Annotated in this window: 27 protein-coding genes; 7 read left to right on the forward strand and 20 right to left on the reverse strand. The window is 54.1% G+C overall.

Annotated features, from left to right (window positions below; translation table 11 throughout):
- Nucleotides 1–51: 51 nt before the first annotated feature.
- The 4 genes from WKJ03_RS01290 (at nt 52) to WKJ03_RS01305 (ending at nt 3783) form a co-directional block, all read left to right on the forward strand.
- The gene (locus tag WKJ03_RS01290; RefSeq protein ID WP_337840345.1) at nt 52–1773 is read left to right on the forward strand and encodes a proline--tRNA ligase; all 1722 of its coding nucleotides are present in this window, start codon (nt 52–54) and stop codon (nt 1771–1773) included.
- Between the two features lie 40 nt (nt 1774–1813).
- On the forward strand, nt 1814–2119 hold the full coding sequence (locus WKJ03_RS01295) for a DUF6170 family protein (RefSeq protein ID WP_337840346.1): 306 nt from the start codon (nt 1814–1816) through the stop codon (nt 2117–2119).
- Between the two features lie 2 nt (nt 2120–2121).
- Nucleotides 2122–2913 (forward strand): TetR/AcrR family transcriptional regulator, encoded by a 792-nt coding sequence (locus WKJ03_RS01300; protein WP_337840347.1) that lies wholly within the window; start codon nt 2122–2124, stop codon nt 2911–2913.
- A 108-nt stretch (nt 2914–3021) separates the two neighbouring features.
- Nucleotides 3022–3783 (forward strand): VacJ family lipoprotein, encoded by a 762-nt coding sequence (locus tag WKJ03_RS01305; RefSeq protein ID WP_337840348.1) that lies wholly within the window; start codon nt 3022–3024, stop codon nt 3781–3783.
- 40 nt (nt 3784–3823) lie between these two features.
- Here WKJ03_RS01305 and WKJ03_RS01310 read toward each other — a convergent pair whose 3' ends face one another.
- From WKJ03_RS01310 to ccmA, 11 genes are all read right to left on the reverse strand, one after another.
- Nucleotides 3824–4807 (reverse strand): galactose oxidase, encoded by a 984-nt coding sequence (locus tag WKJ03_RS01310; protein ID WP_337840349.1) that lies wholly within the window; start codon nt 4805–4807, stop codon nt 3824–3826.
- A 75-nt stretch (nt 4808–4882) separates the two neighbouring features.
- Nucleotides 4883–6304, reverse strand: coding sequence for a peptide MFS transporter (locus WKJ03_RS01315; protein ID WP_337840350.1), 1422 nt, complete (start codon nt 6302–6304; stop codon nt 4883–4885).
- 196 nt (nt 6305–6500) lie between these two features.
- Nucleotides 6501–7688 carry a c-type cytochrome biogenesis protein CcmI gene (gene ccmI, locus WKJ03_RS01320; protein ID WP_337840351.1) on the reverse strand — a complete coding sequence of 396 codons (1188 nt, stop codon included), beginning with the start codon at nt 7686–7688 and terminating at the stop codon, nt 6501–6503.
- The gene (locus WKJ03_RS01325; RefSeq protein WP_337840352.1) at nt 7685–8176 is read right to left on the reverse strand and encodes a cytochrome c-type biogenesis protein; all 492 of its coding nucleotides are present in this window, start codon (nt 8174–8176) and stop codon (nt 7685–7687) included. Before WKJ03_RS01325 ends, ccmI begins: the two co-directional genes overlap by 4 nt.
- 3 nt (nt 8177–8179) lie before the next feature.
- Nucleotides 8180–8749, reverse strand: coding sequence for a DsbE family thiol:disulfide interchange protein (locus tag WKJ03_RS01330; protein ID WP_337840353.1), 570 nt, complete (start codon nt 8747–8749; stop codon nt 8180–8182).
- On the reverse strand, nt 8742–10700 hold the full coding sequence (locus WKJ03_RS01335) for a heme lyase CcmF/NrfE family subunit (protein ID WP_337840354.1): 1959 nt from the start codon (nt 10698–10700) through the stop codon (nt 8742–8744). The genes WKJ03_RS01330 and WKJ03_RS01335 overlap by 8 nt, the downstream gene beginning before the upstream one ends.
- A complete protein-coding gene (gene ccmE, locus WKJ03_RS01340; protein WP_337840355.1) occupies nt 10697–11179 on the reverse strand; it encodes a cytochrome c maturation protein CcmE in 483 nt (160 codons plus the stop codon). Before ccmE ends, WKJ03_RS01335 begins: the two co-directional genes overlap by 4 nt.
- Nucleotides 11176–11379, reverse strand: coding sequence for a heme exporter protein CcmD (gene ccmD, locus WKJ03_RS01345; RefSeq protein ID WP_337840356.1), 204 nt, complete (start codon nt 11377–11379; stop codon nt 11176–11178). Before ccmD ends, ccmE begins: the two co-directional genes overlap by 4 nt.
- Entirely contained in the window at nt 11379–12116 is a 738-nt protein-coding gene (locus tag WKJ03_RS01350; protein WP_337840357.1) for a heme ABC transporter permease, read from the reverse strand. The genes ccmD and WKJ03_RS01350 overlap by 1 nt, the downstream gene beginning before the upstream one ends.
- A 1-nt stretch (nt 12117) precedes the next feature.
- Nucleotides 12118–12780, reverse strand: a complete 663-nt coding sequence (ccmB, locus tag WKJ03_RS01355; RefSeq protein ID WP_337840358.1) for a heme exporter protein CcmB — start codon at nt 12778–12780, stop codon at nt 12118–12120.
- Complete coding sequence (gene ccmA / locus WKJ03_RS01360) at nt 12774–13400, reverse strand: cytochrome c biogenesis heme-transporting ATPase CcmA (protein WP_337840359.1); 627 nt, start codon at nt 13398–13400, stop codon at nt 12774–12776. Before ccmA ends, ccmB begins: the two co-directional genes overlap by 7 nt.
- Before the next feature lie 97 nt (nt 13401–13497).
- On the opposite strand from ccmA, the gene WKJ03_RS01365 reads away from it, so the two are divergent.
- The gene (locus WKJ03_RS01365; protein WP_337840360.1) at nt 13498–15444 is read left to right on the forward strand and encodes a flagellar hook-length control protein FliK; all 1947 of its coding nucleotides are present in this window, start codon (nt 13498–13500) and stop codon (nt 15442–15444) included.
- A 1-nt stretch (nt 15445) separates the two neighbouring features.
- Nucleotides 15446–15757 (forward strand): EscU/YscU/HrcU family type III secretion system export apparatus switch protein, encoded by a 312-nt coding sequence (locus WKJ03_RS01370; protein WP_337840361.1) that lies wholly within the window; start codon nt 15446–15448, stop codon nt 15755–15757.
- Here WKJ03_RS01370 and WKJ03_RS01375 read toward each other — a convergent pair.
- Together WKJ03_RS01375 and WKJ03_RS01380 are read right to left on the reverse strand one after the other, a co-directional pair.
- Complete coding sequence (locus WKJ03_RS01375; RefSeq protein ID WP_337840362.1) at nt 15746–16024, reverse strand: hypothetical protein; 279 nt, start codon at nt 16022–16024, stop codon at nt 15746–15748. The genes WKJ03_RS01370 and WKJ03_RS01375 overlap by 12 nt on opposite strands.
- Nucleotides 16025–16132: 108 nt before the next feature.
- On the reverse strand, nt 16133–16330 hold the full coding sequence (locus WKJ03_RS01380) for a hypothetical protein (RefSeq protein ID WP_337840363.1): 198 nt from the start codon (nt 16328–16330) through the stop codon (nt 16133–16135).
- 267 nt (nt 16331–16597) lie between these two features.
- On the opposite strand from WKJ03_RS01380, the gene WKJ03_RS01385 reads away from it, so the two are divergent.
- Nucleotides 16598–17665, forward strand: a complete 1068-nt coding sequence (locus tag WKJ03_RS01385; RefSeq protein ID WP_337840364.1) for an AI-2E family transporter — start codon at nt 16598–16600, stop codon at nt 17663–17665.
- 65 nt (nt 17666–17730) lie between these two features.
- Here the strand turns inward: WKJ03_RS01385 and rluB are convergent, their stop codons facing one another.
- The 7 genes from rluB to WKJ03_RS01420 all read right to left on the reverse strand — a co-directional run bounded on the left by rluB (nt 17731) and on the right by WKJ03_RS01420 (nt 24696).
- Nucleotides 17731–18681: a 23S rRNA pseudouridine(2605) synthase RluB gene (gene rluB / locus WKJ03_RS01390; RefSeq protein ID WP_337840365.1), complete on the reverse strand. Its 951-nt coding sequence runs from the start codon at nt 18679–18681 to the stop codon at nt 17731–17733.
- Nucleotides 18674–19264, reverse strand: coding sequence for an SMC-Scp complex subunit ScpB (scpB, locus tag WKJ03_RS01395; RefSeq protein ID WP_337840366.1), 591 nt, complete (start codon nt 19262–19264; stop codon nt 18674–18676). The genes rluB and scpB overlap by 8 nt, the downstream gene beginning before the upstream one ends.
- 32 nt (nt 19265–19296) lie before the next feature.
- Nucleotides 19297–20115 (reverse strand): ScpA family protein, encoded by an 819-nt coding sequence (locus WKJ03_RS01400; protein WP_337840367.1) that lies wholly within the window; start codon nt 20113–20115, stop codon nt 19297–19299.
- 15 nt (nt 20116–20130) lie between these two features.
- The gene (locus tag WKJ03_RS01405) at nt 20131–20751 is read right to left on the reverse strand and encodes an L-threonylcarbamoyladenylate synthase (protein ID WP_337840368.1); all 621 of its coding nucleotides are present in this window, start codon (nt 20749–20751) and stop codon (nt 20131–20133) included.
- A gap of 56 nt (nt 20752–20807) precedes the next feature.
- Nucleotides 20808–21659: a PHP domain-containing protein gene (locus tag WKJ03_RS01410; RefSeq protein WP_337840369.1), complete on the reverse strand. Its 852-nt coding sequence runs from the start codon at nt 21657–21659 to the stop codon at nt 20808–20810.
- Nucleotides 21660–21764: 105 nt separating this feature from the next.
- The gene (locus WKJ03_RS01415; protein WP_337840370.1) at nt 21765–23183 is read right to left on the reverse strand and encodes a glycoside hydrolase family 30 beta sandwich domain-containing protein; all 1419 of its coding nucleotides are present in this window, start codon (nt 23181–23183) and stop codon (nt 21765–21767) included.
- A gap of 10 nt (nt 23184–23193) precedes the next feature.
- A complete protein-coding gene (locus tag WKJ03_RS01420) occupies nt 23194–24696 on the reverse strand; it encodes a tryptophan halogenase family protein (RefSeq protein WP_337840371.1) in 1503 nt (500 codons plus the stop codon).
- Nucleotides 24697–24700 lie beyond the last annotated feature (4 nt).

Here is a 24700-nt window from a genome sequence, read left to right on the forward strand (position 1 = left end):
CTTGGTAGAATGCAACCCAATTTTTATGAAAAGAACAACACGGAATTCAGTATGCGGACAAGTCAGTATTTAATCTCCACCTTAAAAGAAACTCCGGCGGATGCTGAAATTATCAGCCATCAGCTGATGATGCGCGCTGGCATGGTGCGTCGCCTTGCTTCCGGCCTGTACACCTGGCTGCCGTCTGGCTTGCGGGTGTTACGCAAGGTGGAGCAGATTGTCCGTGAAGAAATGAATAAGGCCGGTGCCATTGAAGTGCTGATGCCAGTGGTGCAACACGCAGAGCTGTGGCAGGAATCGGGCCGATGGGACAAAATGGATGCCGAGCTGCTGCGGTTTAAAGACCGACACCAGCGTGATTTTGTATTGGGCCCGACCCACGAAGAAGTAATCACCGATCTGGTGCGCAAAGAAATCACCAGCTACAAACAGCTGCCAATCAACCTGTATCAAATTCAGACGAAATTCCGTGACGAGCGCCGCCCACGTTTTGGCGTGATGCGGGCCCGTGAGTTTTTAATGAAAGACGCCTATTCCTTTCATTTAAGCCAGGAAAGCCTGCAACAAACCTACGATGCGATGTATCAGGCTTACTGCAATATCTTCACCCGCCTGGGCCTGGATTTCCGCCCTGTACTGGCCGACACTGGCGCCATTGGTGGCAGCATGTCGCATGAGTTCCATGTGCTGGCGGCCTCAGGCGAAGATGCCATAGTGTTCTCCGATGGCAGCGATTACGCCGCCAATATCGAAAAAGCTGAAGCACTGAAACCTGCAGGTGAGCGCCCGGCCGCGACAGCAGCCAAAGCCGAAGTGGCCACCCCCAATGCCAGAACCATTGAGGAAGTGTCAGCCCTGTTGAACATTGAAGCAGCACGCATTGCCAAGACCCTGATTGTGCGCGCCCATACGGACGATGACAAAGCACCGGCCAGCTTCGTGGCGCTCATCCTGCGCGGTGATCATGAACTGAATGAAATTAAAGCGGAAAAACACCCACTGGTGGCCAGCCCGCTGCAGTTTGCCACTGATGCAGAAGTGCAACACATTTGTGGCGCCGCACCTGGGTCTGTCGGCCCTGTGGGTCTGAGTATTCCGGTGATTGTCGACCACAGTGCCGCCCATCTGGCCGATTTTGTCTGTGGCGCCAATAAAGATGGCGTCCATTTGACAGGTGTGAATTTTGACCGCGATATTCAGAACTACCAGAGCTACGATTTACGCAACGTGGTTGAAGGCGATCCAAGCCCTTGTGGCAAAGGCAAACTGGTTATTCGCCGCGGTATTGAAGTAGGTCATATTTTCCAGCTGGGCGACCGGTATTCGTCTGCAATGAAAGCCGGCGTGCTGAACGAAGAAGGCAAACACCAGATCATGACCATGGGTTGTTATGGGGTGGGTGTCAGCCGTATTGTCGCCGCCGCCATTGAACAGAACCATGATGAATTTGGCATTAAATGGCCAGTCGCCATTGCCCCATTTACCGTAGCCCTGGTGCCGATGAATATGCACAAATCGGTGCGCATTCAGGACGCAGCCGAAGGGCTGTACAACGAACTGAGCGCCGCTGGGATTGAAGTGCTGTTTGATGATCGCAAAGAGCGTCCTGGCGTGATGTTTGCTGATATGGAGCTGCTCGGTGTGCCCTTCCATATCATCATTGGCGAGCGCAATCTGGATGAACAGAAGGTGGAACTGAAAAACCGCCTGACCGGTGAAAAGCAGCTGCTGAACCTGAACGAGGTTCAGGCAGTGCTGACATCACTGATCTAACCGGATATTGCGGGCTCTTCGAGCCCGCTTCGGAGCTGTGATGCATTTCTCCAGTCATACCATTGCCGAATTACAGGGGCTGAATTTTGCGCAGCGCATGCAGGTGATCCGTAAAGCCACCGATCAGCTGCCGACGCCGAAAAAACTGCTGTTGAATCTGCTGAAACTGGCCATTCTGATCCCATTGTTTATGTTGATCGCCCGTTATCAGCATATGGCCGATCTCGTGTGGATAGCGGCGCTGTTGCTGGCCTACCCCCTGCTGACCCGTCCGTTGACCTTTTGGCTGTGCCAGCCTTACCTGCGCCAAAGCAGAGCCCAGCTGAAGCTGGAAGGCCAAGGCTGACCATGCTGAAGTTCCTCTGTGATCTGGCCAGCAAAGAGCCGGTTTGCCCGTTACAGACCCGGGTCAGCCGTAAACAGCAGGCCATTGCCGAGCGGGAACAGGAACTGCTCGGCATTGCCTTTGAACTGGTCCGCCAGGAAGGTTTTGCCAACCTGACGATGGAGCGGCTGACCAAACTCAGCCCTTACTCCAAAGGCACTTTGTATAATCATTTTTGCAGCAAAGAAGATGTGATAGTGGCGCTGTGCAATGCCGCCATGCGGGAAGAACTGGTGCTCTACCGCAAGGCCAGAGAGTTTCGGGGCTGCAGCCGGGAAAAAGCGCTGGCCATGCATTTTGCTTATTTGCTGGCGTCCGAGCGCAACCCTGTGCTGTTTAATTGTGTACTGACCGCCAAAAGCCCTGTTGTACAGGAAAAAGCCTCGCAGGCACGCACCCTGATGCAGCAGGATCTGGAAAAAGAAATTACCCTGCTGATCGACAGCCTGCTGGCCCAGGCGGTCGCACAACAGGAGCTGGACAGTCCAACAGAATCATCATTAGAACTGATGGCCTTTGCCAACTGGGCCATGGCCTTTGGTGGTATAGCACTGCTGCTCAATGCCCGCGCCACCCACAGCATCAGCCGGCTGGATGGTATGAACCCATTTTTATTTAATCTCAATACCTTACTGGATGGCATGCAGTGGCGGCCACTCAGTGCCGATTTTGACTACCAGCACAGCTGGCAACGGGTCGCTCAGGAAGTCTTTTCTGTTGAAATGGCTGAACTTCCACTGCCATTTCAGCTCTGAGCCTGTTACAAATTCGAACTGTTGCTGTGGTAAAAGCGGATGTTTCCGGCCGTCATTTGTCCGTATAATGCCGCCATCCTGTCATCGTTCACTTAAGGATTTTCGTTGATGAAGCTAAGCATGATGCGTTTGATTGTTCCGTTGCTGGCCGTTGCTCTGGCCAGTGGTTGTGCCAGCACCACCAGCACAGAACCACAGGCCAACAGCGCCTACTCCGACCCAAGGGATCCGATAGAGCCCTTTAACCGTGGCGTCTGGGATTTAAACTACGACGTGCTGGATGCCTATATTTTGCGTCCGGCCACTGTAGGTTATATGACTGTGGTGCCCAAACCAGCCCGCCAGGGCATTGCCAATGTAGTGAATAACCTGGATGAGCCCGTGAATGTGGTGAATGCTTTATTGCAGTTCAAACCCAGAAGTGCAGTTATTGGCACAGGGCGTTTTGTAATTAACAGCACTTTGGGCTTGTTTGGTTTGTTTGATGTCGCTACCGCATTGGATTTAAAAGAACATGACGAAGACTTTGGCCAGTCACTGGCCGTCTGGGGTGTTCCTCATGGCCCTTATGTGATGTTACCCGCCATGGGACCAGGCACGGCGAGAGACGTCACAGGGCGTCTGGTGGACAATCTGTATTTCCCGGCCAACTGGCTCAACACACCACTGGCACTGACCAAAGCTGGCTTGAATATTCTTGGTGCCCGTGAGCAACTGATGTCCAGCGAACAGTTGCTGAAAGAATCAGTCGACCCGTACAGCTTTGTCAAAGAAGCGTACTTCCAGCGCCGCGCTTACGAAGTTCATGACGGCAACCCGCCAGCCGCCGAAGAAGATGAAGCTTATCTGGATGACTACCTGGATAACTGACCATGGTAAACAGAGGGCTGATATGCCCTCTGTGTTTTTTCTAATCTGCGCTTAGTTTTTCCACCACAGCGCTGGTGGCATTTAAGCCCGCCTGGGTGGCGCCACCAATCAGATACAACTCATTATTCAGCACCACAGCCCCTAACCCATGCCGGGCTGTGGCCTGTACTCCAGCTTGTTGCCATTCTTGTTTTTGCAGGTCAAAACGCCAGACTCCGGCATACACACCACCGCCTTTGGCATCAAAGTACTCACCGCCTATCGACCAAATGCCGTTTTGCCAGGCCACAGCGGCATGACCCGCCTGAGCCTGGGGTAAGTCGGGTAAGGACTGCCAGTGGGCTGTACTGGCCTGATAACGCCAAAAGCCAGCCAGATTGGCCGCGCCCATCTGACGGCCTCCCAACAGATAGCCGGCCCCTTCATGAGTTACCGAAGCTGCACTGTTGAACCGCAAAGGCAAGACCGGCTGCATACTGATACTGAAATCGGCCGGATTAAACACCCAATGCACGGACTGGTCTTGCTGGTCACCCCAACTGGCATTGGCCTCACCTTTGGGGCTGCGACCAGACAACAGGTGCACTTTACCGTCAAGCACAAAGCTGACAGTTTCAGTCAGAGGTTGGGGCAGCTGTGCTACTTTTTGCCAGCGTCCGGCGGTCAGTTCCAGTATGTCACTGCTGGCTGTCCAGTTGCCTTTATCCGCCAGCACAAAACCACCAAATAAAAACAACCGCTCTGCAACTGTCGCCAGACAGGCATGGTGCCGTCCTTCCGGCAAGGCAGGACCCATACTCCATTGGTTGCTTTTGGCGTCATACAGCTGCACAGCTGCTGTCATCTGACCTTGCTCCAGTGGCAACTGGCTGGCAATACCGCCGGCCACCACAATTTTACCCTGATACACCACAGGGTAAATTTCCTGCACTGCAACAGGCAAATCCGCCACTCGTTGCCATGGCAATTCTGCCTGCGCCAGCATGCTGCAGCCAAGCAACAGCACAACCCCACATCCTTTCATGATTTCACTCCCTCCAGAAACAACCAAGGGTATAAGTTGCCTTATACCCTTGGTCAATTTCAAGCCGACACTGCGTTATTCAGTTTTCGCGCGCTCAGCACCATGCATCCAGCGGACCAGAGTGCCAGACAACAGCCACAGCAGTGCAGCAAACACCACCAGGGCCACAGCAATACCACCAAAGACCACCAATAAACCGGCATCAGCCTGACGCACGCCCAACGAAGCGGCAAACTCCACCACGGCCGGGTTGTCACCGGCTGAGTCGGAATAAGCGCCAACGAAACCGGCGAGGTACTGTGCCACGGCAGGCATCAGGAACCAAATCCCCATCACCAGGGAAGCCAGTTTCACTGGTGCCAGCTTGGTCATCAGCGACAAGCCGACCGGCGAAATACAGAGCTCACCAAAGGTATGGAACAGGAAAGCCAGGGTCAGCCACAGCATGCTGGCTTTGGAACCTGGGCTGGTCTGCATCTCAAACACACCCATGATCAGGAAGCCAAAACCAATAGCGGTCAGCAGCATACCGAACAGGATCTTAATAGGCGCATCCGCCTGAATATTCCTTGAGCTTAACGTCACCCATAACCAGGCAAAGAAAGGCGCAAAGATGATAATAAACAACGAGTTCAGTGACTGAAACCAACCGGCAGGCACTTCAAAAGTACCGATAAAACGGTCAGTATGCGACAAGGCAAACAGGCTCATCAAACCACCTGCCTGCTCAAAGGCCAGCCAGAACATAGTCACAAAAATAAACAGGAATAACACCACACGCAGACGGTCAAATTCCACTTTGGTCAGTGGCGCCGCAGTCCCAGCTTCAGTGTGAGACAAAATACGGCCTGGTACTTTCCCTAAATCGCCCAGGTATTTTTGCGCAAACAACAGCTGAATTAATACCGACAGCGTCATACCTATACCAGCGGCTAAATACCCATAACGCCAGCCAAAGGCATCACTCTCGCCCAGAGACGAAGTCACCAGCGGCGCCAGAAAACCACCAATGTTAATACCCATATAGAAAATGCTAAAACCACCGTCACGGCGGGCATCACCTGGCTGATACAAATCACCGACTATCGCTGAGATATTCGGCTTGAACAGACCGTTACCACAGATAATAAAGCCCAGACCCACATAAAACAGATCCAGGCTGTGCGGTGTAGCAGCAAACAAGGTGAACTGGCCAGTGGCCATCAGAATGCCGCCAATAATGATGGAACGGCGTTGACCTAACCAGTTGTCGGCAATCAGACCGCCAAATAAGGTGGTGGCGTACACCAGGCCGGTGTAATAACCATAGGTCAGCAAGGCATCGCCATTGGTCATACCAAAACCTGGGTTGGTCGATTCAGTGGCGGCAACCAAAGTCAGGATCAACAGCGCGCGCATACCGTAGTAAGAGAAACGTTCCCACATCTCAGTGGAGAACAATAAAAATAGTCCTTTCGGGTGCCCGAACAGGGTGCCCGAAGCTGGAGGTTGATTCATAACGTGTTCCTAGAGTTCTGTTGTTTTAGTTATGTTGCGGGTCACAACCAGAGCGCTTCAAGCCTGCCTGAACAGCAGGCAAACTGCCGTGTTATAGCCGATTGGGCTGCAAATGAAAAGTAAAAACCAGCCACAGGGGGCTGGCTTTGGGATAACAGGGGTTGTTTGCTTAAAAATCAACCAACCCCCACATCCATCAGGGCTGCAGAGTCAGGCTCAGCTGCAGCGGCGAATTGGCCAAGTCCAACACGTCACTCCGCACTTCAGGGCCTTTTTCATCGTTCAGTACCTGGCCGGACAAGGACAGACGCGCCGTGATCTGCACCGTTTTGGCATTGCTTAACGCCCAGCCCTGCTGCATGGCATCGGCATCGGTCAGACGAATGTTCTGGGCGCCTTTAAAGGCGGGTAAACGTTTGACCGCCAGTGGCAAAGGCGGCCCTTCCACCGCTTTGGCAAACACAAACAAAGTTGCATTCTGGTAAGCCTGATACAACAACTCTGGAATATGCAATTGCAGTTCAATCACAGGGCCCGTCAGGCCAGCCTGATGTTGCCCCAGCTTTTGTTCGATCAAGGCGTAACGCGGGTCCTCTTTTTCCAGCTTCGGTAACAACAGTGCCCAGGCCTGCTGCGCCTGCTGCATATCGCCCCGCTCCTCAGCCACCATGCCTAACATGGACAGCGCATCTGTATTGCCGGGTTCCTGTTGCAGCACCCTGGCTAAAGCCCGGCCCGCTTTCCCCAGACTGTCTTCATCACCTTGCACCAGCAGGGCCTGACTGTAGCTGACCAGCAGGTTGACCCGGTTGGGGGTCAGTTGCAACGCTTTTTCAAACGCATCCACAGCATCGGCGGCCATGCCTTTAGACAAGGCAATACGGCCAATCACAAACCAGGCCACCGCATCGTCGCCTTCAGCCGCTATTTTGCTGCGCAGTGCTAACGAAAACAGCTGCACTTCCTGCTCGGTCAGCGGCTCGCCTTTATTTAGCAGCGCACGTTCACCATAAGACGGCAAATTGTCTTTGGCCTGCTGCCATTGCTGCAGTTGGCTGTAATGGCCGGTCAGGCTGTACAACCCTGCTGAACCGACAATCACCAGCAGCAGTGTGCCCCATAACCACCCCTGATTGGTTTTGTGCTGCACCGCCTGCAACTGCTCACGCTCCAGGTATTCCGCTTTTAAATCGGCGGCAGCCTGCTCGAAATCAGGTTCAGCCAGCTCGCCCTGACTGCGCGCCTGCGCCAGCAACTGCAGTTTCTGTTCAAATACCAGCAATGGGTTTTGCACTCTGTCCTGCCTGCGGCGGGCCAGCAGTAAAAATGCCAGGATCAGCAGGACCATACCGGCAAATGCCAGTAACATCGAACTCCAAATCATGGTTTTCTCCTGTACTGCGCAATCAGCTGATCCAGCTGCTGTTCCGCCGCATCCGGCGTTTGCGCTGCACTGTCGTTAGTCCGGCCGCGACGTCGCCAGAACACCGACAACAACAACACCAGCAACACCACCACCGGCACCGCCCACAACACCAAGGTGCTGCGATTCACCGGCGGCTGGTAATGCACAAAATCACCGTAGCGGCTTTTCATATAGGTCAGCACGTCTTCTTTGCTTTTGCCTTGTTTGAGCAGCTCCAGCGTTTTATTGCGCATATCCACCGCCACCACGGCATGGGAGTCAGCAATATTCTGGTTCTGGCATTTTGGGCAACGCAGCTCATGCGTCAGCTCTTTAAACAGAGCCTGCTGCGCGGCGGAATCAAATTCGGTTAACGCCTGAGGCGTATCTGCCGGGTTGGCAGCCAGCAACGACGGCGCCTGCAGCAGTGCAGGCAGCAACATCAGGGCAGTCATCCACTTGTTCATGCGTTACTCCTGTAGTGCCTGCCACTCTGACGCCAGCTTTTGCTGCCAGAGTTGCGGGTTGATATCGCCGATATGGTGGTAACGCACCACGCCGTTTTTATCGATCAAAAAGGTTTCCGGCGCGCCTGTCACCCCCAAATCAAAAATCAGCGAGCGGTCTTTATCCAGAATATTCCACTGGTAAGGGTCGCCATTCTGGCTCAACTTTATCGCTACCTCCTGCTGCAGGCGGGCCAGGTCAAATACCTCACCAAAAGCGGCGTCGGCCGGCTGCTCGTAATAGAGCCCGACAATAGTGACGCCCTGCCGGCGCAGTTCGGTCAGATACGCCAGTTCGGCATTGCAGGTTGGGCACCAGACACCCCAGACATTCAGCAGCAACGGCTTGCCACGTAAATCGTCGACGGTCCAGCGTTTGTCCGGGTCGTTTAAATCTGGCAGGCTGAACGCAGGTAAGGGTTTATTCAGTACCGACGACTCGCGCTCCATCGGGTTGGAGAACAGCCCGCTGAATAAAAACACTGCCAGGCCGAGAAACAAGGCCAACGGCAGGAAAAACGCCAGTTTACGCATCAGCAAGCTCCTTCTCTTTCACTGGACGGCGGTAACGGCGGTCCAGTAAGGCAATCAATCCACCCAGCGCCATTAATAAACCACCCAGCCAAATCCAGCGCACAAAGGGCTTCACATAGAGGCTAAGCGCCCAGGCGTTATCGCCCAGTGATTCACCCAGAGCCACATAGAGGTCGCGGCTTAAACGGGCATCCACCGCTGCTTCTGTCATTACAGTGCGCTGCACCGGATAAAAACGTTTTTCCGCATGCAGATGCGTGACGTAATTGCCCTGATAAGACACATCAATTTCAGCCGCTTCGCCACCGTAATTCGGCCCGTTAAGCTTGTACACTTCAACCAGCCGGAACTGATAACCGGCCAGTTCTGCGGTTTGACCCGGCTGCATCCGCACCTGAATATCTTCGCTGTAGGTTTTGGTCATCGCCACCCCAACCACCAGCACCGCAAAACCAATATGAGCCAGCGTCATGCCATAGTGGCTGGCGCTTAATTTGCCAAGACCAACGCCGACAGAGCCAAACTGTTGCAGGCGTTTAAGCAGTTCAAACAGCGCGGACGCCCCCACCCAGGCACCCAACAACAGGCCCATTAAGGCCAGATTGGCCTGAACCGACTGCAAGGCCGCCATAGTGCCCAAGGCCAGCACCAGCGCGGCAATCAGCACCAGGCTTAAAGGCTTGATTAAGGTTGCGGCCTGCTGCTGTTTCCAGCGCACCCAGGGGCCCAACCCCAGCAGCAAGGCAAAGGGGATCACCAGGTAATAAAACAGCTGATTAAAAAACGGCTCGCCAATGGAGATGGAACCCAGCCCCAGCTCTTTGTGCACCAGTGGGAACAGGGTGCCGAGAAACACCACCACCATAGCGGTCAGCAAAAATACGTTGTTGCCCCACAGCATCACTTCGCGGGAAAACAGCTCGTAGCGGGCCTGGCTGCGCACCGACTGCATCCGCAAGCCATACAGCAATAAGGAGCCACCGACAATCACCAATAAAAACGCCAGCAGGTACAAACCCCGGCTTGGATCAGACGCAAAGGAATGCACCGACACCAGCACACCGGAGCGCACTAAAAAAGCGCCTAATAAGCTTAAGGAGAACGCAGCAATCGCCAGCAGCACAGTCCAGGATTTAAAGGTGCCACGTTTTTCAGTCACCGCCAGTGAGTGAATAAGCGCAGTACCGACCAGCCATGGCATAAAGGAGGCATTTTCTACCGGGTCCCAGAACCACCAGCCGCCCCAGCCCAGTTCGTTGTATGCCCACCAGCTGCCGAGCATAATGCCAAGGGTCAGAAACATCCAGGCCGCCAGAGTCCAGGGCCGGGCCCAACGCGCCCAGGTGCTGTCAAAACGGCCGCCAATCAGCGCCGATATCGCAAAAGCAAAAGACACCGCAAAACCCACATAGCCCATATACAGCATAGGCGGGTGAATGATCATGCCAAAATCCTGCAGCAGCGGGTTCAGGTCGCGGCCATCGGCAGGGTAATAGGGCAAGGTGCTGGCAAAGGGGTTGGACATCAATAACACAAAGGCATAAAACCCCAGCGCTATCCAGCCCATCACACCCAGAATTCGGCCCTGCAGCACTAGCGGTAAACTGCGTGAAAACAACGCCACCGCCGCTATCCAGCCAGACAGGATCAGCACCCACAACAGCATCGAACCTTCGTGGCCGCCCCAAACCGCAGTCAGCTTGTAGTACCAGGGCAGCAGGCTGTTGGAATTGGCCGCCACATACGCAATGGTAAAGTCATCCTGGTAAAAGGAATAAGACAAAGCCCAGAAGGAAAAAGCCGTCAATAAAAACAGCGCATAGGCCAGCGGATGCCCCAGCTGCAAGGCTCCGCTTTGTTGTTTCAGACTGCCATACAGTGGCACCACAGCCAAAGCCAGTGACAACACCAGCGCCACTGTCAGCGCCAGCTGACCATACTCTGCAATCATGGGGTCTGGCCCTTGTCCTGTTGGGATGGCGGCACATGTTTTATGCCTTTCATCGCTTCGGCCACTTCAGGCGGCATGTACTCCTCGTCGTGTTTGGCGAGCACTTCCGAGGCTTTGATAGTACGGGCATCCAGTAAAACACCGGTCGCCACTATGCCCTGCCCTTCGCGGAACAGGTCCGGCAGAATGCCCTCGTACTCCACAGTCACCAGTGGACCTGTATCGACTAAATCAAACCGCACTTTCAATGAATTCGGATCACGTTTGACAGATCCTTTCACCACCATACCGCCAATCCGCAGTCGTTGGCCTAGTTCCGGTTTGGTTTTGTTTTTGCCTATCCCCTCCACCAGCTGGCTTGGGGTATAAAACAAATCAATGTTTTGTTGCAGCGCATAGAGCATGGCGCCTACAGCGCCCCCCACCAGCACAATCACGGCAGTGACCGCCAATAAGCGTTGTTTACGACGTGGATTCATTCGTTATGAGTCTCCTGATGTTGCCGCACCCGTTGCTCCCGCGCTGCTTTGGCGCGGATTTGTCGTTTTAATTGGTTATGCTCACGTTGGCTGAACCAGCCAAGACCGAGCAATAAAGCGTAAGTGACACCAAAGGACAGCCAGACAAAAACGCCATAACCGCCCATAGCCCAGAAGTCTGCCCAGGAAGAAAATGCCATCAGTTGCTCTCCACCAGCTGTCGGACCCAGGGTCTGTGTTGTTCGAATTTTAAGATCTGGCTGCGCAGACGCAGGCAGGTTAAAGCCCCCAGTAATAAAGCAAAGCCCAGCAAGCTAATAAGCAGTGGCCAGAGCATAGAAGCATCAATGGAAGGCTTGGCAAATTTGGTAATAGTGGCGCCCTGATGCAGGGTATTCCACCACTCCACTGAATAATGAATGATGGGTAAATTCACTACCCCGACAATGGCCAGCAAGGACGCCACTTTAATGCCACGCTGCTGATCCGAAAACGCACCGGCCAGTGCCAGCACCCCTAAATACAAAAACAACAGCACCAGCTCTGACGTTAAACGTGCATCCCAGACCCACCAGGTGCCCCACATAGGTTTGCCCCAGGCGGCACCTGTGACAAGCGCAATGGCGGTGTAGACAGCGCCTATAGGTGCAATGGCCAGCACAGACCACTGCGCTACCCGAATTTGCCAGACCAAACCGACAAAAGCGGCAACCGCCATGCTGCTGTAAGCGCCCATAGACCAGATAGCGGCCGGTACATGAATATGGATAATGCGGTAGGAATCACCTTGCTGATAATCGGCCGGCGTAAAGGCCAGGCCCCAGACGCTTCCCAGTAACAGGGTAAACACAGCACTCACCATCAGCCAGGGCAACAAACGGCCACAGAAGTGATACAAGGTTTCAGGTTTTGCATAAGGATCCAGCCAGCGGAACATATCACCCCACATTCATTTTTAATGCCTGTCGCACGGCCAGAGGCACCAGCGCCAGACTCAACAATAAAAACGCCAGCAACACAGCCAACTGACCACTGTAATCCAGGCCTGTTGCAGCAGCATCCATCGCACTGCTGGCAAAAATCAGCAGTGGTATATACAAAGGTAAAATAATCAGCGCCTGCAGCAAACCGCCTTTATCGGCCGCTGTGGTCAGTGCGGCCCCCAGCACACTCAATAAACTCAGTACCGGCGTGCCCAGCAACAGGGTCAGCACCAAGGCCTGATAACTGGCGGTATCCAACCCCAATAACAGCGCAATCAAAGGTGATACCAGCAGCAGCGGCACGCCGGTCGACAGCCAGTGGCAGGCGATTTTGGCCAGCACATAACGGCCAAGGCCGGTCTGAATAGCCACCAGTTGCTCAATCACCCCAAAGCGGTGATCCTCTTTAAATAAACGTTCGGCCGACAGCAACACCGACAACAAAGCCGCTATCCAAACCACGCCGGGAGCGATTTGGCGCAGCATATTAGGCTCTGGTCCAATGCCAAGCGGAAATAAACTCAGTACCAGCAGAAAAAATACCAGCGGATTCAGCCAATCCGCTTTTTGCCGCACCAACAGCGCCAGCTCCCGGCGCACTAACACCTGGCTTACCATCTGTACTGCAACTCCAGTTGGGCAAGTGCCTGATAATCGGATGATAACGCTTGATGACTGGTCAGCACCACGGCGCCGCCACGGGCACAATGCCGCTGGATCTGTTGCTCCAGCCGGGCGATCAGCTGTTTATCCAACGAAGTAAAAGGTTCATCCAAAATCCACAGCGGCCGCTCTGTCAGCCATAAGCGTGCCAACGAGACCCGGCGCTGCTGGCCGGCACTGAGCATATAACAGGGAATGTCTTCCAGACCAGCCAGCCCCAGTTGGCCCAACAACTGATAAGGATCGTAGTGGCGGCAGCCTAACAGGGCGGCCCAGAATTCCAGGTTTTGCAGCGCATTGAGTTGACTGTGGATGCCAGCCTGATGGCCGATAAAAAGCAGATGCGCGGAAAATTCGGCCGCCGATGCGGTGATCACCTGACCTCGAAAGCGGACCTGACCGGCTTCCGCATCAGCCAACCCGGCGATAATGCGTAACAAAGAGCTTTTGCCAGCGCCGTTTTTGCCCTGAATATGCAACACCTGTCCTTCTGGCAGGTCAAAGCTCAGCTGGTCAAATAACACTCTGTCCTGACGGACACAGCTTAGTTGTTCGGCGCTTAACAGAATCGACAAAACGCAGGCTCCGGAAAAAAGTGGCGGCATCTTAGCATATTGGTAATAGAATACGAATGCGCTGCGCGCCTGAACAGCGCCGACACAGGACAAAACTATGAATCAAATCAACCTTGATAGCCTTTTCCAGCCCCAGGCCAGATCAGCGCAAACGCTGGTGACACTGGTGCAGGAACAAAGTTATCAGGCGCTATTGAGTGTCGGAAAATCCCAGGGCAGTCTGACAGTACAGAGCCCAAGCGGCCCCTTAACACTCAGCTCAAGCGCATTAAAGCTGCCACAACTGCAGGGTCAGGTCACAGTGCAGTTCAACCCGACCCCGGCCGGTCAGCTGCAACTGCAGCTCAGCCAGCAGTTTGCCAGCCCACAAGCCATTCAGCTGAATCAGGCGCAGTGGTACCAACTGGTCAGCAGCCTCAGTCAGCAATTGCCGCAAACAGCGGTCAGCCTGCAGGTTCAGTTCAGGTCACACGACATGGCGCTGCTGCTCAAATTGCCAGCACAACACACGCCTGTGCGTCTGCCGCTGCCTGCGGTATTGCAACCTTTGCAGGCCCTGTTTGCGCAGCAAGCTGCCTCTCAGTGGCTCAATGCCAGATTGGAGTTCAGCCAGGGGGAGCTGAAATTGCAGGTGCAGCCAGAGGCAAAATGGCTCGCCAGTCAAACGGAAGAAATACAGACCAGCCTCAGTCAACTGGCCACTAAAGCAGTGCGACTCACTCCATCGCCGGCTGTACAGGCCCAGTTGTTACCGGCACTCAGCCACAAGCTCAACCAGCAACTGGGCCACACAGCAGTCCCTTTGTTACAACTGCAGCAGCTGGCATTACCCATTGCGCTAAAACAACAACTGGCCGCACCGGCTTATCAGCTGCAGCTAAGTTCAACAGGTCAGTTGCAATTAAAGGCACCACTGCAACAGCAGACGGTCATCATCGAATCGCCCGGAAAATCTGTGCAACTGCAACCTGCGCCTACCGAACAGACAATGGCTCAGCATCCATCCAACGCCCGTGCTGCTCCACTAGCGGCACAGGCAATCACAGCAGCAGAGCCCTTTGCAGGTACAACCAAAAATCAACCCCAGCACGCAGAAGCCTTAGTTCCAGGCAAAGTACTGCAGCCAGAAAGGCCTCAATCACAGGCAGTGCCATCGCAGCTGCCAGCCATCAATCAGCACGGTGCAGTCCAGGCAGCGCCCGTGCCGCTGAAGCTTGAAGCCTCAACGGTGAACCAGGCATGGCGTCAGTTGCTGCCACTGCTGCCAGAACAATGGCAAGAACTGCCCGACAGCCCGGATTTACCGCCTGTGGTCCGAGAGTTGCTGCAACAAGTCCGTCAATGGCAACCTGACCCACTAAAACCACAGCTTGCCAAAGAACTACCCGAACAATTACAGGCCTTACTGCAGTTCAGTCCTGCCATGGTATTGCCCGGCACTGCGCCCACTAACGCGGCGTCTGGCCTGGCCCTGGCGCTGCAATTATTACTCGGACGGGTCAATTCAGGCTCCCAGGAAAAAACACCGGTCAAAGAAGGCAAACTGAAAGAGCTGGTACAGCAACTGGACAGCCAACAAAGCCTGGACTTACTGAAGAAACTGTCCTCGCACAGTGCGTCGGTGCAACAGGCTCAACTGGCCACAGTGGAGCAACAAGCGAAAGAGCCGCTGCAGCAACTCTATTTCGCCCTGCCGCTTAATGGTCAGCATCAAAGTGATCTGTGCCAGATTGTGATTACCGAGCGGGAGCCTGACCCTGAACAACGTCAGGCCGGCGGCTCCGGCTGGCAGCTGACCATGAAGTTTGACTTAAAAATTCTTGGCAATCTGCTGGTGATCAGTCAGTTAGCGGGCCCCAACCTGAGTTTGCAGCTCTACACCGACAACAATACCGCCTTGTTGCTGGCGGAAAAGTTTTTGCCTCTGCTACGGGACCGGCTGAAAGCTCAGGGCCTGCAGCTGGGCGAAACCCGCTGTCAGTTGGGTAAAATTCCGGACAGCCTGATGCCCAAAACCACCAGCTTACTTGCGATACGGGTCTGAGATGACAGAAAAAAATGACAAAGCCCAGTCAGCCGTTGCGCTGGCTTATGACGGCGAACATGCGCCGCAAATCGTGGCCAAAGGCCATGGCGAGCTGGCCGCCGACATACTGCAGGCCGCCAAAGAACATGGGGTTTTGGTGCATGAAGATGAAGAACTGGTGAAAGTACTGCAGCGCATTGAACTTGGTGATTCCATTCCCAAAGAGTTGTTTGTCATTATTGCCGAGCTCATCGCCTTTTCTTATGTGCTGCAGGGCAAATTTCCGGATGAGTGGCACAATATTCATCAGCGGATTGATTTAAAAAGCTGACGGCTGCACCTGCAGTACCCGGGCTGCAGCAACAGCAGGATGGGAAATACTCAGGTTTAACTCCGTCAGCAGACTGAAACTGTCAGTTCCTTCACTGACTTCCAATAAAAACTCCAGGCAAGGCTCACCATGCCAGTGCAGCGCCCGCAGCAAATGCCAGTCGCTCAGCTGGACATGGCTCAGGGTATGGCCGCAGTCCCGCGCTACTTCGTCCAGATCCGCGTCGTCGTCCGACAGTTCTACACCGATACAGGCATGCAATTTCATCACAGTCTCTCTTCTTTTGTCAGGTCTGATCCTCAGTGTACCAAGAGACAGCCAAAAAAAAGCCGCATCATGCGGCTAAAAGTTCATGAAACTTGGAGAATGATCCGTTCAGTAGTAGATATCTCCCTTTTGATGCAGCTGAGGTTCGTCCAGCAATTCATCAAAAGAGACGGCCATGTGACGTTCCTTGTCGTCCAGATCGGATAAATACACAGCTCTGTCCTGTGCGTCAATCCAACTCACCACTCCGACCCCTTTTTTGGTCTGGCAAATCATGCCCAGCTTCAGCTCAAGTACATTCATCACACAACCTCCGACTCAGTCACAGACAAAAAGTTAGACTGCTTTTACCGCTCTTATGAGCTCCGACCAGTGGGGTTGCACTTTAAGTCTATGAACAGAAACTGAATTTAATTTCCAGCATGATCGGACTGAACAGCAGCCCTTGAATACAGACAGAAACAACGCCAGATCCACCTATTAGACGAAAGTTCTGGTTTTTTATTGCAATTCAAGCTTTTAGAATAACCTAGAAAGCTTTACTCTGGTGTCGCCAAGCTAACAAGGGGTTTTATGCCGCAGATCATCAGTAATACCGCCATTAGCCAGGTGCTGCTGGTTCTTATTCTCGCCGCCGGCGTGTTCTTTTTTATCGGTTTTCTGGTGCCTGTTCTGGCCGCGCTGATTATCTGCTTTGCCAGTTGGCCTTTGTACCGCCGTTTACTTGGGTTCTGTCGCCACAATACAGCGCTGGCCGCCAGTCTGGCCATTTGTGCCATATTGCTGGGGTTGATTGCGCCTTTGTCCCTGGTGTTCTCTTATGCGGCTGACGAAATTCGCGGTTGGGTGCAATGGCTGGTCGATGCCAACCAACATGGAGCCCCTGTGCCACAGTGGGTGCAGGATTTACCTATGGTTGGAGCCTCGTTGGCAGAAGAGTGGCGGCATTATTTATCAGAACCGCACCAGCTCGGTCAGGTGGTCAGTTTATTCAGTGGTGAGCAACTGGGTGGTTTATCCAAACTGGTGCTGAGTTTTGGCTTAAATTCCGCCGGGTTATTACTGACCTTACTCTTTATGCTAATCACCTTGTTTTTTCTGTACAAAGACGGCGAAAAACTGGCCGTACAGCTGGACACTGTTGGTGAGCGTATATTGCCAGACCGCTGGAACCGTTTTTCCCGTGTGGTGCCCGCCACTGTCAGTGCCACCGTCATTGGCATGACGCTGATTGCCATAGGCGAAGGCGTGGTGCTGGGGGTCGCGTATTGGATCGCCGGAGTACCTTCCCCTGTCGCTTTTGGGGTACTGACTGGCTTTATGGCACTGATCCCAGGTGGGGCTCCGCTGTCTTTCACTCTGATTTCGCTGTACCTGGTGGGCAGCGGTGACATAACCGCAGGGGTCGGCTTATTTCTTTGGGGCAGCATTGAGCTGTTTATTGTCGATAAAACCATCCGGCCCACCCTGGTCGGCGGCCCTGTGAAACTGCCCTTTCTGCCCACCTTCTTTGGTCTGGTGGGTGGCGTGAAAACCATGGGCATGGTTGGCCTCTTTGTTGGCCCTGTGCTGATGGCACTGTTGGTGGCCATCTGGCGCGAATGGCTGCATGAAGAGCCGAGAAAAATGCCGCTGATGTAACTACAGACTGTTGAAGCATGAAAAAAGCCAGAGCAGTGCTCTGGCTTTTTCTATGCGGCAGTCCGTTAGATCCGGGTGCGTTTTTTCGGCGCTGGTCCCTTCGATTTTGGCTTAGGGCTGCGCTGCTCGGCCGGTTTAGCTTTTGGCGCTTTTTCTTCCTTCGCTGGCTTTTCACCGCTTTTCACCGCGATCTGGTGCTTACGCACCGCGCGTTTAATGGACGCCATACGGCGACGGCGCTCGTCGCGGTCTTCCGGTTTGGCCAGACTTTCGGTTTCAGCAGTCAGATGAACCAACTTGCGCAGGTAATTCACTTCTGCCAACGGGTATTCACTGTAACCACCGGCCGGTAAATGCTTTGGCAGCACCAGGTCGCCATAACGCACACGCATCAGGCGGCTGACCACCACGCCCTGCGACTCCCACATCCGCCGTACTTCACGGTTACGGCCTTCAGTCAGCACCACATGGTACCAGCGGTTAATACCTTCACCGCCCATGGCTTTGATTTTTTTGAAGTTGGCTTTGCCGTCTTCCAGCTCCACGCCCATCCGCAGTTTTTGGATCATCGCATCCGTCACGTCACCAAAAATCCGCACCGCGTACTCACGCTCCACTTCAAACTTCGGGTGCATTAAGCGGTTGGCCAGCTCACCGTCTGTGGTAAACAGCAATAAACCACTGGTATTGATATCCAGACGTCCTATCGCAATCCAGCGGGCGCCCTGAATTTTTGGCAACCGTTCAAACACCGTCGGCCGCCCTTCAGGATCGGTACGGGAACAAATTTCGCCTTCCGGCTTGTGGTAAGCAATGACCCGGCAGATTTGTTCGGTCTCAGCGGCAATTTTTACCGGATGGCCGTCCAACCGCACCTGTTGGGTTGCCGTGACCCGGTCGCCGAGATGGGCCACTTTGCCATCTACTGTGACACGTCCAGCACTGATGTACTCTTCCATCTCACGGCGGGATCCGACACCGGAACGCGCCAGCACTTTCTGTAGTTTTTCACTCATTGGTTGTGTTCTCTTCAGTCATCACGACTGGGTTAAAAAAATCGGGCTTGTCGGAAAACTCCGTCAAGGCCGGTAACTGGCTTAAATCCTTTAAACCAAAATAGTCTAAAAACTGCGCTGTGGTGGCATATAAACCTGGCCGGCCCGGCACTTCTTTGTGTCCCACCACTTTGACCCAGTTGCGATCGAGCAAAGTCCGCATAATTTGGGTCGACACTGTCACACCACGCACTTCTTCAATTTCACCACGGGTAATGGGCTGGCGGTAGGCAATCAGCGCCAGAGTTTCCAGTACAGCCCTGGAGTACCTTGGGCTGCGCTCAGGCCACAGCAGCGCCAGATAATCGCTTAAATCGGCGCGGGTCTGAAAACGGTAACCACTGGCCGTTTCGGTCAGCTGAATACCCCGGCCGGCGTAATCCTGTTGCAAAGCTGCCAGCGCGGTCTGAATCCGCTTTTTACTCAGGTCAAAAACCTGTAGTACCGAGTCCTGCAATTCGGCAATCGACAAGGGTTTTTCCGACGCAAAAATAGCGGCTTCCAGTAACTGCAGCAGCTGCTGTTCATTAATGCGTCTGGCCATCTTGTTCCCTGCCTGAGCTAAAAAGGCGGCTATTATGCCAATTTGACGTGGATCTGACCATAAACTTCCACCTGGATCACCTGCACCAGTTTTTCTTTCACCAGCTCCAGCACCGCCAGAAAGGTCACCACCACCCCGGCGCGGCCTTCGGAAAGGTCAAAACAGTCTTCAAAATTCAGGTAACCACTGCGGCCACGCAACAACTCCAGAATGCGGCTCATCCGCTCGCGGGTCGACAGCGCTTCTTTTTTAATCTGATGGTGCTGGAAGTCTTTGGCGCGTTTGGCAATGTCAGTCAGTGCAGACAACAACTCCTGCATCGACACTTCGGGCAGGATCACAAAAGGGCTAAAATTGTCGGCAAGCTCCGCCTGCCCGCTAAAATGGTCGCGCTCCAGCCGTGGCAGCAGGTCAATGTCCGACGCCGCCTGACGGATCACTTCGTATTCCTGCAGGCGGCGGATTAAATCCGCTCTGGGGTCTGCCTCTTCGTCGCTGCCCAGTGAATGCTGCGGCAACAGCAAGCGGGATTTAATTTCGGCCAGCATCGCCGCCATCAGTAAATACTCGGCCGCCAACTCAAAATTCATTTCCTGCATCAGGTTGATGTATTCCATGTACTGCAGGGTGATTTCGTTGACCGGCAAGTCGACAATATCAAACTTGTGTTTGCGAATGATATAAAGCAGAAAATCCAGCGGGCCTTCAAAACTGTCGAGCAGCACTTCAAGTGCCTGAGGCGGAATATACAAGTCCTCCGGTTTTTCCAGCACGGCCTCACCGCGGACAAAAGCCAGCGGCAGCTGATGCTGTACCGTCAAGGATTCAAATTCGGCCTGCAGCTCGCTCATCAGTGCTGTTCAGGTTCAGACAAAAGCTGAAGCATCGCCCTGGCCCTGACGCACCAGTACAGGGAAATCCTCGGACAGGTCAATGACTGTGGTGGGCGCTTCGGCTATGACACCGCCGTGGATAATTAAATCGACCTGACGCTCCAGTTGGTGGCGCATATCGTCCGGGTCTGCTTCGGCAAAATCCTGGCCTGGCAACACCAGCGAGCTCGACATTAGCGGCTCACCCAATTCGGCCAGCAGCGCCAGCGCAATTTTATTGTCCGGAATACGCAGGCCCACGGTTTTTTTCTTTTCGTTCAACAGGCGCCGCGGCACTTCTTTGGTGCCTTTGAGAATAAAAGTAAAAGGACCTGGCGTATGGTTTTTAATCAGCCGGAAGGCGGTGTTTTCCACTTTGGCGTACACCGACAGCTCCGACAAATCGCGGCACATCAGGGTGAAATGGTGTTCGGTGTTCATCTGACGGATTTGCAGAATACGCTCCAGCGCATCTTTGTCGCCAATATGGCAGCCCAGTGCATAACCCGAATCGGTCGGGTACACAATAACGCCGCCCTGCTGAATAATCTGCACCGCCTGCTTTAACAGACGCTGCTGCGGGTTTTCTGGGTGAACATAGAAAAACTGGCTCATAAGTGCTTCTTTTTACTCAAAACTTTGTATAGAAATAGCAAGGCTTGCGGTGAAACTCAAGCCTGCGCGGCCCGGAACTGCGACCAGTTGTGCCACACCGGGATAATATCATCGGTAAAATACAGCTGCTTCCCCAACTCGTTCCAGGGCGTGGGCTGGTGAAAATCAGAGCCAGCTGACGCCGTTAAACCAAACTTCTTCGCCAAATCCCAGACCTGACGTTTTTGCACCGGGGTGATTTGCGCGGACGCCACTTCAATGGCCTGGCCCCCAGCGGCAGCAAAAGCTTCGGTCAACCGGGTGAGGTAGCGGCCATTCAGGTTGTATTTCAGCGGATGCGCCAGTACTGGCACCCCACCTGCGTCTAAAATCCACTGCACAGCCTCGGCCAGCGCCACCCAGTTATTCGGCACATAACCTGTTTTGCCACGGCCCAGGTACTTTTTAAATACACCGTTCATCGAGGGGGCTTTGCCTATCTCCACCAGGTAACGGGCGAAATGCGTGCGGGTCAGCGCGGCACCATCGGCAATACGCAGCACGTTGGGCAATACGTCAGGAATTTTGTTTTTCTCCAGCCGGCGCGCCATTTCTTCGGCGCGTTCCAGTCGGCGCTGCTGTTGTGACGCCAGCCGTTGTAAAAACTGCGGGCAGTCCGGGTTGATATTCAGCCCGACAATATGAATTTCAAACTCCTGCCAGGCGGTGGAAATCTCCACGCCATTCACCAGTTGCAACGCCAGTTGCTGCGACGCAATAGCCGCGTTCGCATCCGCCAGACCGGCCACAGTGTCGTGGTCAGTAATAGCCAGCACATCCACGCCCTTTTCGGCGGCGCGGGCCACCAGCTGTGCCGGGCTTAGCACACCGTCAGAACAGGTGGTATGGCTATGTAAATCAAATCGCATTGCGGCTACTCATCAGAAAACAGCCGCCATTGTGCCATGCCAGGGGCCTCAGGTCTTGTCTTTTGCGTTTCATGACAAAGTGGCAGACCCAGTGCCGGGGGAAGTTCAGTGCGCGGCCGGCGTTTTAACTGACGGCAGAATCAAACTCAGTACAGAGTGCGCAGGTACACGGACTGCATATGGCAAAGGTTGCTGGTCCAGAGTCAGGTTCAGCGCCTGAGCGTCTGCATTGCGGTTAAGCAACAGCAGCGCCACCTGACCATCAGGCCGCAGGTAAGCAATCTGATGCATATCCGCCAGCGCCAGGCTGGAGCCTATCCGCACCGAGCCCGGCGGCACCACTTTGCTGGCCTGGCCGATAATGTAATAGGCCACATTGCGGCTAACCTTATCGCCGTCAATGGTCAGCGCGCCTTTACACAAACTGCAGCCACCTGCTGTATAGGGTTTAAACTCGCTGTCGGCCGCCAGGTTCCATTCCAGCACGTTGCGGGCCCAATTGGCCGGAGCGCCGATGATCAGATGCTCAGTGTGCCACAGCAGGTTGTCGGCAAACTCCGACTTTCCGCCAACCCACTGCTCGGTAAAATAAATATGTTTATCCGGATGCGCTGCTTTTAGCTCGGCCAGATTGCTAATCTCACCGCCGTACAGATGAAAGGCTGAGCCATCAATAAAGGGCTTGGCCACCGGGTCGTTCAGCACCGTAATGGCGTACTCCACGTGGTCAGTGTTGTGGTCATAAATAATAATTTTGGTGTCCAGTCCGGCCGCTTTAAATGCCGGACCCAAATGGCGGCCGACAAACTTGGCCTGATCCCAGGCGTGCATTAGCAAGCTTGGGTTGTTGCCATCATGCAGTGGTTCGTTTTGCACCGTTACCGCGTCAATTCGTACCCCATGCGCCGCCATCGCCTGCACATACTTGACAAAATAGTTGGCGTACACCGGAAAGTACTGCTCCAGCAGCTCGCCGCCCACAGTCGACTGATTACTCTTCATCCAGACCGGTGGCGACCAGGGACTGGCCAACAATTTAATCGTCGGGTTAATCGCCAGAATTTGTTTTAACAGCGGCAGCAGGTACTGCTCATCCGCACGAATTGAAAACTGCTTCAGCTCTGGGTCCGTCTGGCCAGCCGGCAAATCGTTGTAGCTAAAAGGTTTCGGGTCTAAATCAGAAGCACCCAGGCTGAGCCGTAAATAACTGACCGCCAGGCCTTCGGCACCAAATAACTCCTGCAGTAAGGCTGCCCGGCGTTCAGCACTAAGTTGCATCAGGTGTATAGCGCTGCCGCCGGTCAGGGTATAACCAAAACCCTCCATTGACTGAAAACGTTCAACGGTGTTCAGACGAAGCTCCGCCTGACCAGCCTGAACTGGCTGCTGCCACGACCAGTCGGAACTGAGCAGGTACTGTTGATCGGCGCTGGTCAGGTACGAAGTGGCAGGAGCCGCCAGCGCGGGCAATAACATAGCGTAACCCAGAGCCAACAGGCCAAGGGAACGGGACAAAAGGGTCATAAACAAACCTCTAGGTTGATGCCATAAATCGGGCAATAAAGTCTTGGTGTTTGGGCATTTGCTCCACACAGCTTTGGATCACCGCTGCGGTCGACGCGGCAAAGTCCCGCAATTGTGCTTCAGGTTTTAAATCCACCAGCGGGTCATAACGGGCGGGCGATAAGCCCTGGCCCAGCAGCACCTGTACCCAGCTGTCTTCGCGAAACAGCTCATCAGCAACCCGGTGCACCCGGCCATAAGCGCTGAAGATCGCCAGTTTTTGCGCCAGCGACTGCGGCACCTGCATGCGGCGGCAATAGCGCCAGTATTCGCTGTCACTGCGATCAGTCACCTTGTAATGCGCCACAATAAAGTCACGGATTTGCTCTATTTCGGTGGCCGCCAGCAGGTTGTAATGGTCGATATTGGCCTGGGCAAAGCTTTTGTCCGGAAACAAATTCACCAGCCGGGTAATGGCGGTTTGCACCAAATGCAGACTGGTCGATTCCAGCGGCTCCAGAAAACCGCTCGACAAGCCGATGGCTACACAATTGCCCCACCACATTTGTTTGCGTTTACCTGTGGTAAAGCGCAATAAGCGTGGTTCATCCAGTGGTGGCGTAGTTAAGCCCGCCAGCAATTGGTTTCTGGCCTCATCGTCCGAGCAAAACTCAGAACTGAACACCAGGCCATTGCCGGTGCGGTGCTGCAGCGGTATACGCCATTGCCAGCCAGCACTATGCGCGGTCGAACGGGTGTAAGGCGGCAGCTCGGCCAGGGCTTGGGTGGGCACCGCCCAGGCGCTGTCATTTGGTAACCAGTGGCTCCAGTCGTCGTAGCCCACCCCTAAGCTTTGCCCCAACAACAAAGCGCGGCTGCCAGAGCAGTCGATAAATAAATCGCCTTGCACCTGACGACCATCATCAAGCAATAAATGGCGGATATGGCCTGTCACTTCATCTCGCGCCACATGCGAAATCAGCCCTTCGACTCTGATCACGCCACGCTGCTCAGACAACTGACGCAGGTAACGGGCATAAAGCCCGGCGTCAAAATGGTAGGCATAAGCAATTTCACTGACCGGTGATTGTGGCCGGTTCGCATCAGCAGGCATAAATTTATGCTGCTGCGCCATACAACTGGCAATGCAGTAGTGCTCAAATGGCCGCGCCTGCCCCAACCGCTGCAGCTTTAGCCAGTACTGATAAAAACTCAGCCATTCCCACTGCCGGCCCAAAGCACCAAAGGCATGAAAATAGCTGTGGTCTGGTGTTTTCCAGCCAACAAATTCAATACCCAGCTTAAAGGTGGCCCCTGTGGCTTTAATAAAACTGGCCTCATCGATACCGGCCAGATGATTAAACAGTTTGATCGCCGGGATAGTGGCTTCCCCTACCCCGACCGTACCAATCTGTTCAGACTCCACCAGCGTGATCGCGACCCGACCTTGCAGTAACTTGGATAGCAAGGCCGCGCTCATCCAGCCGGATGAGCCGCCGCCGACGATCACAATGTGCTTAATGGCTTCAGACATTGTG

Source organism: Rheinheimera sp., assembly GCF_037442525.1.
Classification (GTDB): Bacteria; Pseudomonadota; Gammaproteobacteria; order Enterobacterales; family Alteromonadaceae; genus Pararheinheimera.